General features: G+C 39.7%; 13 protein-coding genes. 5 read left to right on the top strand and 8 right to left on the bottom strand.

Translation table 11 applies throughout. The features are described from left to right. Positions 1 to 60 precede the first annotated feature (60 nt). The 4 genes from L2716_RS08090 to L2716_RS08105 all read right to left on the bottom strand — a co-directional run bounded on the left by L2716_RS08090 (position 61) and on the right by L2716_RS08105 (position 4,009). Complete coding sequence (locus tag L2716_RS08090) at positions 61 to 948, bottom strand: GNAT family N-acetyltransferase (RefSeq protein ID WP_236333484.1); 888 nt, start codon at positions 946 to 948, stop codon at positions 61 to 63. Positions 949 to 1,385: 437 nt separating this feature from the next. Continuing rightward, positions 1,386 to 2,315, bottom strand: a complete 930-nt coding sequence (locus L2716_RS08095) for a VanW family protein (protein WP_236337831.1) — start codon at positions 2,313 to 2,315, stop codon at positions 1,386 to 1,388. Between the two features lie 81 nt (positions 2,316 to 2,396). Beyond that, on the bottom strand, positions 2,397 to 2,729 hold the full coding sequence (locus L2716_RS08100; RefSeq protein ID WP_236333486.1) for a YolD-like family protein: 333 nt from the start codon (positions 2,727 to 2,729) through the stop codon (positions 2,397 to 2,399). A gap of 17 nt (positions 2,730 to 2,746) precedes the next feature. After that, the gene (locus L2716_RS08105) at positions 2,747 to 4,009 is read right to left on the bottom strand and encodes a Y-family DNA polymerase (RefSeq protein ID WP_236333488.1); all 1,263 of its coding nucleotides are present in this window, start codon (positions 4,007 to 4,009) and stop codon (positions 2,747 to 2,749) included. 353 nt (positions 4,010 to 4,362) lie between these two features. On the opposite strand from L2716_RS08105, the gene L2716_RS08110 reads away from it, so the two are divergent. Both L2716_RS08110 and L2716_RS08115 read left to right on the top strand, forming a co-directional pair. Beyond that, positions 4,363 to 5,841, top strand: a complete 1,479-nt coding sequence (locus tag L2716_RS08110; protein ID WP_236337832.1) for a flavin monoamine oxidase family protein — start codon at positions 4,363 to 4,365, stop codon at positions 5,839 to 5,841. 176 nt (positions 5,842 to 6,017) lie between these two features. Continuing rightward, positions 6,018 to 6,452, top strand: coding sequence for an SRPBCC family protein (locus L2716_RS08115; RefSeq protein ID WP_236333490.1), 435 nt, complete (start codon positions 6,018 to 6,020; stop codon positions 6,450 to 6,452). Between the two features lie 80 nt (positions 6,453 to 6,532). Here the strand turns inward: L2716_RS08115 and L2716_RS08120 are convergent, their stop codons facing one another. The 3 genes from L2716_RS08120 to L2716_RS08130 form a co-directional block, all read right to left on the bottom strand. Continuing rightward, entirely contained in the window at positions 6,533 to 6,799 is a 267-nt protein-coding gene (locus tag L2716_RS08120; RefSeq protein WP_236333492.1) for a hypothetical protein, read from the bottom strand. 38 nt (positions 6,800 to 6,837) lie between these two features. Continuing rightward, the gene (locus tag L2716_RS08125) at positions 6,838 to 7,353 is read right to left on the bottom strand and encodes an NUDIX hydrolase (protein ID WP_329610108.1); all 516 of its coding nucleotides are present in this window, start codon (positions 7,351 to 7,353) and stop codon (positions 6,838 to 6,840) included. Between the two features lie 91 nt (positions 7,354 to 7,444). Next, complete coding sequence (locus tag L2716_RS08130) at positions 7,445 to 8,008, bottom strand: GNAT family N-acetyltransferase (protein WP_236333494.1); 564 nt, start codon at positions 8,006 to 8,008, stop codon at positions 7,445 to 7,447. A 368-nt stretch (positions 8,009 to 8,376) separates the two neighbouring features. Between L2716_RS08130 and L2716_RS08140 the strand changes: the two genes are divergently transcribed. Together L2716_RS08140 and L2716_RS08145 are read left to right on the top strand one after the other, a co-directional pair. After that, positions 8,377 to 8,811, top strand: a complete 435-nt coding sequence (locus tag L2716_RS08140; RefSeq protein WP_329610130.1) for a peroxiredoxin-like family protein — start codon at positions 8,377 to 8,379, stop codon at positions 8,809 to 8,811. Between the two features lie 325 nt (positions 8,812 to 9,136). Then, the gene (locus L2716_RS08145) at positions 9,137 to 10,000 is read left to right on the top strand and encodes a hypothetical protein (protein WP_236333498.1); all 864 of its coding nucleotides are present in this window, start codon (positions 9,137 to 9,139) and stop codon (positions 9,998 to 10,000) included. 33 nt (positions 10,001 to 10,033) lie between these two features. Here the strand turns inward: L2716_RS08145 and L2716_RS08150 are convergent, their stop codons facing one another. Further along, positions 10,034 to 12,085, bottom strand: a complete 2,052-nt coding sequence (locus L2716_RS08150; protein WP_236333500.1) for a bifunctional 2',3'-cyclic-nucleotide 2'-phosphodiesterase/3'-nucleotidase — start codon at positions 12,083 to 12,085, stop codon at positions 10,034 to 10,036. A 406-nt stretch (positions 12,086 to 12,491) separates the two neighbouring features. On the opposite strand from L2716_RS08150, the gene L2716_RS08155 reads away from it, so the two are divergent. Further along, complete coding sequence (locus tag L2716_RS08155; RefSeq protein ID WP_236333502.1) at positions 12,492 to 14,594, top strand: lamin tail domain-containing protein; 2,103 nt, start codon at positions 12,492 to 12,494, stop codon at positions 14,592 to 14,594. Positions 14,595 to 14,733: the final 139 nt, after the last annotated feature.

Genomic DNA, 14,733 nt, shown 5'->3' on the forward strand with positions numbered 1-14,733 from the left:
ACCCATCCTCCTTAAAATTACACTTTCATACTAGTGCTTTAAATACTGCAAATGAATATATCATTTATCCTTCATATGCTTCTTCTGAAAAAATACTAGATCATGCAGTTGTTTAAAACCAACCTTCTTGTATAAACAGATAGCATTTTTATTATTTGAGTTTACACAAAGTGTAATAGAAGTCATTTCCTCATATGTAAAGAGCCATTTTAGAGCAACACTTATCAATTTCGTGCCTAACCCTTTTCCTTGCTCCGATTCCTTAACTGCTATAAATTCTATACTTGCTTCGCCAAACTCAGGTTCAGCTTCAATATAAATATATCCACTTATATGAATTGAGTCTTTAATAATAAATACTTTTCTATCCTTATTAAGACGATCAATAATTTGTTGGCCGTTATAATACGTATTTGGAAATACTTGATCATGCAATTGTTTCATCTCTGAGAAATATTCTTCAGTTAAATCCACAATAGGTGCATCTCTTAATTTCGTTCTATCATCTCGAGAAAACGTTAGAATGGTTTGCTCACTTTGTTGTGTAAAACCCAACTCCTTAGCGAACCTTTGTAGACGTAAATTATTCTTATTAGGGAACATACCGATTGTATCGATATCGGAAGGTAGTAATATAAGCATTTCATCCCACAATCGAAATACATCATCCCATTTATTTTCTTTCATAAATGGTCCCCATATTTCTACACTATTGTTTTCGAAGTAAGCATCAAATCCTAAAACGCCAACCAATTCACCTTTCTCATAGGCTACTACAAAACTGTCAGTATACTTAATATCTGTTATTTCCTTTATAAATGAGTTGGCTATTTCATGCATATCTTTTCCACAATAACCAATGTGCGATTCTTCATTGTTATTAAGCTCTGAAATGAGCATAGAGACTGGATCAATATCATCTTTGTGCATTGTTCTAATTTGTACCATGTCACTCTCTCCCTTAATACCAATTATTTCAAATGTACATATCTAACTCAATCTTTAATTTCAATATGTGGAGGGGGTTTATATTCGTCTGCCCTCCTCTTTGCATAAAATTCACACTACACTCCAGCATTTACAGCAGTTATAAAAACAAATACTGCAAAGATAATAAGTGAAAAGGCAATCACTGAAAAGATAATATTCATTATCCTAACCGAAAGTGAGAGTCACAAGGATGATCGGTAGTAAATATATAAACAAATCAACCCTCCCCCATTTTTGATGATGTTATAGGTTCATTTCTAAATAACCACTCAAACAAACAATACCATAAATAGTAAATGATTTATTCGTTTTACTTCTATTAAATCCTTATCCTCTCTCCTTGAAAACTATAAAAAATGCCGCTTCCTTTTGTATTGAAGCGGCATAACACTATCTCACTCTCCTTGTCTTGGGTTGTTTATTTCTTGATCTAATTTGATTTCTTCTGGCAGGTTCGTTGATGCTTTAGGAACTTTTCTTGGTTCGTAATTGATGACATCAGAAGAGTACAGTTTGACGACCATACTGCCCCCATAACGTTTAGCTCGAATCAAGATGGGTTGGTTATATCGATTTTGAAAACGCAAATCTGGTCCATACCAACTAACTGTTGCATCACGACCAGGTGGTACATAGGGTACATGCTTACTATGGGAATACCGCTCAACAATTTTGAGTCCTGCCTTGTCCACCGCATTAAACAATGTCGATGATACCTGACAAATTCCCCCTCCAATTCCTTCGCTCAATTCACCCTTAACGATAATAGGAGCGCGCATATAACCATCTTTTTCTGTTCTCTTTCCTACAACTTTATTAAATGAGAATGTCTCACCCGGGAAAATGACGTAATTATCAATTGCCTCTGCAGCGAGTGATATATTATTAGAGCGACTTTCGTTTTTGGAATTAAAATACGTCACATACTGCCCAATTTGCTGTATGCGTATATTGGCGATTAGTTCACTATCCACTTTCGGATAGAGATCCATCTCAGGCACTTTGATTTCTAAGGATCCTTCACCAAAGAAATAGGTGTAAAACTGCCTTCGAAACATCTGTCGATTGAGTCGACTCCCTACCTTACCCGGGACAATGTTTCCTTGATCATCAATTCTTGCATTTATTGGGCGACGATAAACCTTTTGATCCATTTTCTCGATGAACTGATTAAATTTGGCCTCTTCAAGTAATCTTGTACTAGGGATTTCTAATGAAAAATCTTCCCGATCAACTACAGTGATCGTTTCATCTTGCTGCTTGATGGTCAAGCTGTCTGAATGATCCGCGACTTGAGCCACCAACAACACCCCAGCCATCCACATATGTAATAACAAAGGTATCACCTCCTTCAATAGTATGAGCGAGAGAAATACCTTTGATGTAACCATTAAATTGATTTCCTTTTATAAATAACGGATATCGAGAATGTTTTGAAGCTTCAAATCAAGACGGTCACCGAACTCATCAACGATGCGTAGTTCCTTGCGAAAGGAATCGGCATAGTGAATATTCCCGATTAAAATTTTGTAGTCATAATCCTCAAAATAGACGAAGGAAAGCGTTTGGTTGTGAGCCATTGCCTCATTAATGATTTCATTCATTTCCTCAAGCTTCTGTTCGTCAAGTTCGGGTCTGTTCCAGATTCGTTCTTCTTCCTTCCAGTCCCTAAGTAGCTTCACGTGTTCAGGGAGCATCATCGACGTCCATTTAATATTTCCACGATCACGAATACTCAATGGTTCCACGCTCCTTTCTACGCTTTATGTCCACCGACAAGACGACTGCGATGTCTTGCGGTTCCAGCAGGTGTATAGGATACGGCGCGCAGGAGGGCGTCTCCCCCGTATTTTTCTCGAATTTGGTCCATTGTATAGCCGAGCACCCGCTTTTTCGGACGATCGAGTTCAAACAGAGATAGCTGCATTTCATCGTCTGAACAAACATTCGATAAAGTGATTGAAAGCTTTCGAACCGTTTGGCCACCGTAAAATTCATCAAACAGTTCGAGACAAACTCGGTATAAGTCCATCGTAATGTTCGTCGGATCTGCAATCGTTCGGGACCGATGGAATCCACCGCCTCCTTCATCCTTACTATATCCGACACCTAGGCTAATCGTACGCCCCGCTTTCTGAGCCGTTCGCGCACGACGCCCCACCTCCTCACACATTTCCAAAATGACGTGCTGGACTTCTTTGCGGTCTTTATAATCTCGGAGTAAAATTTGGCCCTTCCCGTAGCTGATTTGTCCTTGCATAATCGGCGCACCGATTTCTGAGAGGTCCACACCCCAAGCGTGGTAGTACAGTTGATTGCCCATCACACCGAACTTCTTCTCAATCAGCTTCAATGGATAATTAGCTAGTTGACCGACAGACATGATGCCCATACGATTCAATGTCTTTTCAAGTCTCGGACCGATTCCCCACATATTACTAAGTGGTGAAACCTTCCACAACTTCCGCTGCACATCTTCATACGTCCATTCAGCAATCCCTTTCTTCTTCGCTTCAAGGTCGAGACAAATTTTCGAAAGCAACATGTTCGGACCGATTCCAATTGCGCTTGGCAGGCCATACTTTCCCCATATTTCTTCTTTAATCCGGCGCGCGATTTCCCAACGATCACCCCAAAGTCGTTCAGTCCCATCCACTTGAAGAAAGCTTTCATCCACGCTATACGTGTGAATCGAATCCTTTGGTACATACCGGTTAAAAAGACGGGTCAAATCCGTCGAACGCCGCAAATACAGCCGCATCTGAGCATTGACCACATGGATACGCGGGTCGTCAGGCACTTCGAACAGCCGGCTACCAGTTCGGATGCCAAACTCCTTTTTCATCATCGGAGAGGCGGCAAGCACAACACTCCCTTGCCGTTCGCTATCCCCAACGACCACCAGATAGCATGTTAACGGGTCTAGTCCTAGCTCCACTGCACTACAGCTTGCAAAGAAACTTTTCATATCAATACATAGAATGGTTCGTTTTTCAAAGGCTGAATAATCAATCTCCATCACTCTGTCACTCCCAATAAGAACGTTTGTTCTATATCTTATGTCTTATTGTAAGCGAATATACGTTCGGTTTCCACTGGAAATTTTCACCTAGGTGTATTTTCTTGTCAAAAGAGTCTCATTCCTCTTCAATCCATCCCGATCATTCAATATTTATGTGCGAATAAAGATAAACCATGATACGTAAAATCATTTTTTCTAAGGACTAATGAACTAGAAAACACCGTGAGGAATCATTATGGGGGACCGCTAGGAATTGTACGCAAAGTAGATCACTTAGGCCGCATCGTAAGCCAGCATACTTCCCCTCACCAGTCATACATTATATGGAAAGGGGGAGGATCGTTTTGAAAATGAAGCCTGAGGTTCATGAATATGGCACACTTACTTATCCAAATGACATGTTATCGATTATTAAAAATGGGTTTCCAAAAACGACCGACCCAAAGGAAGTAATCATCATTGGAGCAGGGATGTCGGGTTTAGTTTCGGCATCACTCTTGAAGGAAGCAGGCCATCAAGTGACTCTTTTAGAAGGGAATAACCGGATTGGAGGACGAGTTTACACCGTTAGAGAGCCATTCTCTAAAGGGAATTACATAGATATGGGTGCAATGAGGTTTCCGAGTACACACGAGCTAGTATTTGAGTATGTACGTAAATTCAAGTTACCAACAAATAAATTTTTGAATGTGACAGATCAAGATGTACTTTACGTTAATGGCGTCCTCACTACACAATCGCTATATAAGGAAAACCCTCAAGTCTTAAAGTATCCACTGCCACCTAGTGAACAGGGCAAGACTGCTAGCGAGTTGCTATTATCCGCTGTCGAACCTTTCTTATCCCTATATAATACGCAATCTCCAGAAAAGCAAAAGCTGTTAAGAAAGAATTTTGACAGTTATTCGTTCGAGGAATTTCTTAGAGAAAATCTAATCGGAGACAAAATTTCACCAAATGCAATTCGAATGATCAAAGTCATCTTAGGCATTGAAGGATTCCCTGAATTTTCGTTTGTTGATATCATATTGGATATTGTGAGTACGGTATTTAATGAGGACTTGAAATTCTATGAAATTACTGGTGGTAACGACCAATTGCCTTACTCTTTCATTCCAATGCTTTATGAGAACATGCTATTGAGTCAAAAAGTGGAAAGGATAGAACAAAATCACCGAGGCGTAGTTGTAACTTCTAGGGATTTATCAACGAACCAATACCATTCTTTTAATGGAGATTATCTCATATCCACTGTACCCTATTCGGTGTTTCAATTAATCGATATTTTCCCATACGATTCTTTTTCATTTCAAAAATGGAAGGCGATCCGTGAGCTGAACTATGTAGATGCTGTAAAGATTGGTTTGGAATTCAGGCGACCATTCTGGGAACAATCCGGTATCGGGAACATCATTACGGACTTTCCGACTCGATTTAGCTATATCCCAAGTCATAAAGTCGAACAAGGAAAATCTGGTGTCATGCTAGGTAGTTACAGCTGGGGGCAAAATGCCAGCCTCTGGAGCAGCCAGCCTGAACAAGAAAGAATTTTAGAGGCACTCCGTGGGCTAGCTAGGATTTATGGCAACGTCGTGTATGAAGAATATTTGCACGGATCCTCCTATAGCTGGAGCCAAAATCGTTTCTCGGCGGGTGGATTCACCTTGTTTGCTCCTTATCAAGAACAAGATCTATCAGATGCAGTTTACGTACCTGAAGGAAGAGTTCACTTTGCTGGTGAACACACCTCTCGCTTTCACGGCTGGGTTGAAGGTGCGATTGAATCAGGAATTCGTGCAGCATACGAGGTCCACTATAGATTGAAATAACAACCACTAAGCGATTGGCTCCCTCTTCCTATCAAGTATGGCCGCATAAATACCAGAACATTCCAGGTTATTAATGTGACATAAAAGTAACATAACTGTTGACGAGGTTGATGTATGGTGTTAAGTTATAAATGTGACCAATAAGTAACATATAAAAATAAAGGAAAGAGGGATAAATGATGTATAACATGCCACATCAAATTATGATCAATGCATCTCCAGAGAAAGTATACGAAGCAATCACGACAACAGAAGGGTTTCAAGGTTGGTGGACAACAGATGCGAAAGCGGAAGCTCAAGTAGGTAGTATTGCAGAATTCGGTTTTTACAATCGTCAAGCGGTATTCCAAATGAGAATTGATGAGCTCGAATCCAACAAATCTGTAGAATGGACAGCACTTCATGAAATGCCAGGTTGGAAAGGTACGAAAATCCGTTTTGACTTAAGTGTCAATGAAAACGGAGCGACAGTTGTCAACTTCAATCATTCTGGTTGGGACTCAATGGAAGGTCCATATGCAATGATTAATACGACTTGGGGTACGCTCATGTATCTATTGAAACAATATGTCGAGGGGAAAAACCCTGGCGCATGGTACCAAGATAAATAAGAAAATTTTCAAAATAGGAGGCACTTATGAAAACTCAAAACAATGTAGCATTTAATGGGCAGTGTGCATTTGCAGTAAGCTTAGGTAAAAAAGATGTAAAATCCACAGGAAACCACTACGTCATGTCGCCAGCGGTTCCGTTTAAATTCAATCGGCGTTACTTCCCTCTTTTTAAATTGCTCGATGATCGGTTTAGGAACATTCAACTTTATGTTTGTAAAGGCTACTGGATCAATTGCTTTCGTTACCGAATGCATGCCAAGCGTTTTAATCAATCCTTCTTGGTACCAATCCGAACATAGAAGCGTTTCATCCAAATCGAATAACACTAAAGTATATTTACTCAATTTTTTACTCCATTTCTTATCATAAGATGAGTTTCACCTTATAAAATATGCTTGTATAATAACAAGTCTTGAAACATCTGCCTTTGGATAGGGAAAAGATTTTGAGGTAATGCAGCTAAAGGAAAAAAGCATGCATTTAGAGATTCTTCATTTAACTTGAGCACACCTGAAAAGTCTCCACAAGTAAATATGGCAATTACACCAGACAGCTCATCTCCATTATCTAACACTTGATCCCAATGGGGACCAGAATATATTTTAAATAACCTTAGATGACGTAAAGTGATTCCAGTTTCCTCAAAAACCTCTCGTCTTGCGGTATCCTCAATCGATTCTCCTAATTCCATAAAACCACCAGGAATCCCCCAGTATCCGTTATCAGATCGTTGATGAAGTAATACCCTGTCATATTGATCAAAAACAAAGACGCCAGCAGAGACTAAGATTACTTTACTTGTGCCAACCATATTTCTTAAGTATTTAATATAATCCATAACTACTTCCCTTCTGTTCGCTTTGTTTATGAATACAAAAGCTTGAATTAACGCACTCATAAATCAGTTTATGCACCCCCCACGATCTGTTTCCAAAACAAAAACTCCCTAAGAAGTAAGGAGTTTTATTAAATGCTGTTTCATTTTTCAACTATTTGCTAATAGATACACTACGATTCAAAACTTGTTTAGACGATCGTAAAGTTGTTATGAATCCATCTAACACTTCATTACTGTATGCAAAGCCTTTTCTTTTATAAAACTCGAGCGCTTGAGCATTACCATTGGAGACGAAGACGAAGTAATCCTCAACTTCAGGAAAATCCTTCAACCAATTTAATGACTTATTAAACAAAACTGTTCCAATACCTCTGTCTCGATAACCCTCTTCTATGTAAAAATTACTTAAACAACCTACGTACTCATTTTTCACAGAGGATACATCGAAAAACGTGGCAAAATCATTGTCATAGTTTTCTTTAGCAGATACATTCGAATAAACATATGCGACTGGTTGATCACCATCTTTTGCTACTACCGTATAATTGTGTTTTGCGTTCTTAACCGAAGGAACCATACGCGTATCAAAATTCATAGTGTCAAAAAGTTCAGGCCGATAATGAGCTTTAGACTGTTGGAATTTCATCAGGTTGTTACATAATTCCCTGCAGCATTCAATATCTTCATCCTTCACAATTTCATAAGTAATCGACAATGCCCGTCACTCCTTATTGTGAAATGGTTTTATAACACTATTATATATGAAGTGCGTGATATGTGTTTAAAATTAGCCTAGCTAGGTTTAAGCTTTAACATGGTACCAAAATACTGGGAAGCTGTACTAAAACAAATTAAAGCACATAATTCACTTATTTCTTCGTCGTTCATTAGTGATAAGTAAACCACAACTGAAACGATTCCTTATAATAGACAGTTATACGGATGCAGGCTATTGTTTACTGAGGAGGGATTTTAATGAATGTTCAATTTGAAACAAAAGAAATGAAGTCGATTACGTTGGATGAAATGATAGATGGACAGTCGAAAACGATGGTGGTGTTTGTTCGTCACCTCGGCTGACCGATTTGTCGTGAATACCTTACGCAGTTGCGTGAGCGCATAGAAGAATTTAATGAACAAAACGTTAAGATTTATGTGATTGCACCTTCAAATGCTCAATTTATTAGTCAGTTTCTTGATGCATTCGGTCCATTTCCATTCCCTATCGTTGGGGATCCAGAACGAGCAGCATATTACGAGATGGGCCACCATACATCCCCTAAGTGGAAATTGTTATCTAAAGCAGCACTTGGTTTGATATTTGGTAAACTGAAGAATTTCATACCGAAGGATGAACATCAAAAAGAGGTTGTTTTAAAATCAATGAAAACAGCGGATGTATACATTCAAGGAGGGACCTACCTCTATTCAGAAAATGGGGATTTGTTTTGGCAGCATACCGATTCGTCCCCTGAGGACCACGCTAAAATCGACACAGTCTTAGAAAAGCTAACGTAAGTTAATTAGAGTGCTGACTCAAGGACGGCTAGATGTCCTTGAGTCAGCTTAATTTATGTGAGATTGATCTTACATGTTCAGGACTATATTACTAAAATGAGCGAATTAATTGATGAAATGAGCAGATTAATCACCGAAATGAGCAGATTAATCACCGAAATGAGCGGATTAATCACCGAAATGAGCAGATTGTTGCCTGAAAAGGTTGGACTAACCTCTTTTACGTCACTCTCATTTCTGAATTCCAATCACTCCCCGCGTCCCATATCAATAATATGGTGTTGGGAGGGATAAAGATGGAGTTATTGATCATGGGCGCATCTTATTGCACAAAAAACAGAACCATGGATGTCGTATCGTATCTAGTACAAAACAAGCCTACGTCAACCAAAAGTTCTTCCGCCCATCCTGCAACCAAGCGTTAAATGTCCGATTTAATTATTCCTTCTTCGATCCCTATTATAAAAAAGAACCAACAGAAATTGTATTACCCCAATATTTGATGGCGACTCCAGATGATGCGATTATCAATTATTTCAGTGTGTTAAGAGAGGCTGCTCAATTTTCAGGTGAGAAGTCAGGCGGATGTGGTACGATTGGTGAAGCTACTGTCCCCTACCCCATCGCGTACAACTTTCACACTAAAAATTACAAGAAGAGAATCGATTTTAAGACATATTATGATTCTTTTCAAAACATAGGTCACATCAATTTGATCAAAGTAAGGCAAACGCCAAGTCCCCCTGAAAATACAGATCAAATACGTTATTTTGTTGAGTTAGAAACAATTGAAGGATCAGATAAAGGCATTACGTACTTTGGTTATTACTATGGGTTCATTCTACTAAAAAAAGAAAATGATCGTTTCATGATTTTTGACTTTACGTTAGAAGGAGAAGACTTCTTATGCGCTCCCTATCATGGATGGAATCACGATGCTGAAGCAATTGTCGGAGTGAAATACGGAAATTGGTGCAAACTCGTGAGCAAACGATACCCGATGCATCAACAAGGATATCTAAAACAAGTCTGTTTTGATGGAACAGACGGTTATAGATATTTGATTGTTTTTATTGAAATAACGAATGGGTATGACATAGAAATCGCTCAATACCGAATAAATGAAAATGGCTCTTGGGAACCTATCTTTTTTGACCCATTAGATTGTGTTAATAAAATAAAAGGTTGACTCACTCGGAGTCAACCTTCTTCATACTACCGTTTAATGATTGTGATGCTGATGACCTTTTCCGTGTTGATGTTTATGCTTCTTATGTCCTTTGTGTTGCTTTTTTTGTTTTGAAAAGTCGAGTTGATACGTTGCAAATCCACTGTCTTCCTCACGTACGAAGTCGACCTTTTCCATATCCTCAGCATACGTTTTTGCTTGCAGCGAAGTCTGGAATGTGACATTCAAGTGCTTTTTCTTAATGTCATCAAAAGACCAATTTTGGTCTGCAGTTGGATTGATCGTTTGTTTTTCTAAAATATAATCAATCAAAATCTGACGGTTTTCATCTGGTGAATCTATGACAATATTTGAGCCGTCTAGATGAGGGAAGTTTCCTCCTCCTGTCGCACGGTAATTGTTCGTCGCAATCACAAACGTCATGTCTTTCGTTACTTCTTCCCCGTTATATTTCAACCGTTCGATTCGACTAGAATCCGGGTTGATTAAATTCCCTTTCGTATCATATTTTGCTGGCTTTGTTACATCTATTTTATACGTAACACCATCAATGACATCAAAGTTGTAAGAAGGAAATTCATTATTAATTAAGGTCTGCTCTGCTCGGTCTTTCTTATCGATTTGATTGAATTGACCAGCGGACATTTCGAGCCAATCTTTCAATTCTTCACCGTTCATCTTTACTGCTTTTAACGTATTCGGATAGACGTATAGGTCCGCAACATTCTTAATTGCGATGTCTCCAGCTGGAATGTCGGTATAATAACTTGCGCCACCTCGTCCACCTGCTTTAAATGGTGCGCCAGCTGAGAGAACTGGAATTCCCTCATATTCCGTACCTTGTAAATGTTTTTCCACATACCATTTTTGTGCGTTTGTAACGATTTGAATGGAAGGATCATCATTCACAAGCGCAAAATAGCTGTTGATCGGTGCTGTCGTTGTACCAACTGCCGTTCGTACGTAGTCTATCGTTGCCTCATGATCATCTTTAACCGCATTCACGATACTCATGTCGGTTTCTACAAGGGAAGTACCTGTCGACTTGTCGTAGATCGGTCTTGCGTCTGATTGAGAGTCTTTCACCGTCCATGTACCATTTTCTTCAGTCAATGTAAGGTCGATAACGCCGAGGTGGTCACCCCAATAGCCAGGCATGACAGAAGCCACTCCGTTGATCGTCCCTTTTGTAGTATCCACGCCTTGAACGCCCTCAAAGCTACTATCCCCTGGGAAAATTTTATGCGCATGCCCGAACAAAATGGCATCGATTCCTTCTACTTCACTTAAATAGTAGACCGCATTTTCATCATTGCCTTGTGATGCTGCTTTTTCAAATCCAGAGTGAGGGATCGCAACGATAACATCCGCACCTTTTGCCTTCATTTCAGGAATGAACTTTTCAGCCGTTTTCACAATATCCTTAGCAATGACTTTACCTTCAAGGTTCGCTTTATCCCATTGCATGATTTGTGGTGGGACGAAACCGATCACCCCTACTTTTAAGTCGTGTTCTTGACCACTTTCATCCATAACTGTCTTGTCCAACATTAAATACGGCGTGAAATAATTTTCATCATTCGTTGGATCGTTATCCTGGTCATCTATATACACATTTGCATTTACATACGGGAAATTCGCTCCGCTCAGGCTTGTGTCGAGAAAGTCTAGACCAAAATTGAATTCGTGATTTCCTATATTCCCAGCGTCATAACCTAATTGATTCATTGCTTCATAAACAGGGTGAATCTCCCCTGACTGGAGAGGATCAATTTTCGCTACATAGTCTCCAAGAGGATTACCTTGAATTAAGTCGCCGTTATCAAACAACATGCTGTTCTTTACTTCATCCCGTGCTTGATGGATGAGGGTCGCTGTTTTCGCTAGACCAAAAGCATCTGTTTCTTGATCTTTATAATAATCATAGTTGACGACGTTTGCATGAATGTCCGTCGTTTCCATAATCCGAAGCTTAACCTCAGAATTCGCTGCATCCGCTTGTCCGGAAAGACTGCTGAATGGGAAAGCCAATAGTCCGAGGCTGAGCGTTGCAGCAGCAAACACCTTTTTACTACCTTTGAACATAACAATTCCTCCTATGTAATCTTCGAAAGTTTTACAATATACGACTCTATTGTAACGGTAAAACTTGTTTGAAAATCTTAGATTATGTAAAAATTTCGTAAAACAGGAAAAACAATTCCTATGGACTAAATAGTAATGAGGAAGTTCTTACCATGAATATTCGTCACTTTTAAAAAGATTGATAGATGAAAGGTCCAAGTCGTCCTCAATTAACAAATTGCCCCGGTTGGCGATAAGTACTCATCCCCTAAAATAAATATCTCTACTCATGAAAATCCACTTATATCATCCATTTGAACTATCGAATTCCATAAAATTCAAATTGACAAAATGGGACTTCATACTTCTTTAACAAATCCTTGGTAAGGTTTAGAAGAAATCGAAATTAAAGGAGCTGTTGTAAGTTATGTACCAAAAGAAGTGGAATATGTTTTCTTTACTTAGTGTGTTCATACTCAGTATGGCATCCATTTTCTCTCCAATCAGTATGGTGGATGCAGAAGGTCCATCCGATCCCGCTCCATTCATCTCTCCTGTTGGAACGGATAGCGGGAAGAAAATTCTTTTTGATAACACGCATGGACAAACCGCTGGTGCTGCTGATTGGGTAATCGATGGAGCTTTCTCTGATTTTGCAAACGCAATTGCAAATGAAGGTCATTATGTAAAAGAATTAAGAAAGAGTACACCTATAACACTAGATGATTTAAGTACATATGATGTGTTCGTTGTAGGTGAAGCAAATATCCCTTATAAAACCTCTGAACAAGCTGCGATGCTACAATACGTTCAAAATGGTGGCAGTATCTTCTTTATCGCAGACCACTACAATGCAGACCGAAATAAAAATCGATTTGATTCTTCGGAAATATTTAACGGCTATCGAAGAGGTGCATGGTCTAATCCTACTAAAGGAATGAGTTCTGAAGAAGCTTCTTCATCACAAATGCAGGACGTAACAGGCTCAGATTGGTTATCCGATAATTTTGGCGTTAGATTTCGTTACAATGCACTTGGGAATGTTACGGCAAATGATATTGTTGCGCCTGATCAAGCTTTCGGAATCACAACCGGCGTTTCAACAGTAGCGATGCATGCTGGTTCAACCCTTGCGGTTACAGATCCAAACAAAGCAAAAGGAATCGTGTATCTACCTCAAACATCTGCTAAATGGACCCATGCAGTAGACCAAGGGGTTTACAACGGTGGAGGTAGAGAAGAAGGCCCTTACGTTGCGGTTTCCAAAGTCGGACAAGGTAAGGCTGCATTTATTGGGGACTCATCTCCTGTTGAGGATGCCACTCCAAAATATCAAAGGGAAGAAACAGGATCATCCAAAACAACTTACGATGGTTTTACAGAACAGGACGACGCAACACTTTTAACCAACTTGATTGATTGGCTTTCCGTCCAAGAAAACTATACAAACCTCACACAAGTCAGCGGTCTTCAATTGGATCAACCAACTACGCTATTAGCAATGGAAGATCCACAGTCTTCTACTGAACCAGAAGCTGAGCCTTGGGCAAGTCCTGACCCTGGTTACAAATGGTATGATTCAACAACATTTAAGGCTGGTTCGTATGGGTATGCGAGTTCACCAGGTGGTGGCGGAACAACCGAAGAAGAAGTGTACGTTTCTGAATATGTAGAGGGCTCGGGTTACAATAAAGCTCTTGAAATCTTTAATGGATCTACAACATCCATTGATTTATCCTCTTATTCTATTGAACTTTCTAATATCACTGGATCGATTCCGCTTTCAGGAACCCTAGCGAGTGGAGATGTATATGTGATTGCGAATCCGAATGCAAGTCCATCTATTTTAGCGGTTGCAGATGCTCAAAACTCTTCTGTATCCTTTAATGGCGATGATGCGGTCTCCTTAAAGCATAATGGCGTACTGATTGATCAAGTGGGTACGGCAGGCGTGACGTATGGTCAAGATGTAACGTTAGTTCGAGATTCAGCTGTAACTACTGGATCCTCCACATACGCTTCAAGCCAGTGGTCTAGCTACTCTACTGACACCTTCACTTACCTAGGTAGTCATAATGGAGCTGTCTCATCAACACCCGTTATTAGCGAGGATTTTGAATCAGGCTCAAAAGGAAGTTATACAACCGGAACCGTAGCAACATCCAGCGGAACTTGGACATTCACAAATGCGTTACTAGGAAATTTATCGAGTGATAAGAAGTACGGAACTCAATCTGCAAGAATAAAATCAGCTGGATCCATCTCAATGGAATTTGATGTGTCATCAGCAAAAGAAGTGGTGTTCTCTCACGCAAACTTTAACAACGATTCAGGCGCAACGTGGAAGTTACAGAAATCCACTAACCAAGGTGCCACATGGATAGACGTCACTTCATACACCACAAGCGGAAGTACGCTCACTGAGGAAACCATTCCAGTGAATGTAAGCTCAACAGTAAGATTCAGGATTATGGTATCAGGAACGAGTGGCGAAAGAATTAATATTGATGATTTTAAAGTGCTTGATTAAAATAGGGTGAAAGGTACCTCATATGCAGGTTACACGGGGGGATCTTGCTGTCCCTCAAATCGGAAGTGCTCTTTTTTCAGGGTGAGCGGCACGGTATTTTTTACGACAACACAAAAAGGTCTTAGTCCTAAAGATAGGG

Origin of the sequence: Pseudalkalibacillus berkeleyi, assembly GCF_021608225.1 — a bacterium.
Lineage (GTDB): Bacteria > Bacillota > Bacilli > Bacillales > Fictibacillaceae > Pseudalkalibacillus > Pseudalkalibacillus berkeleyi.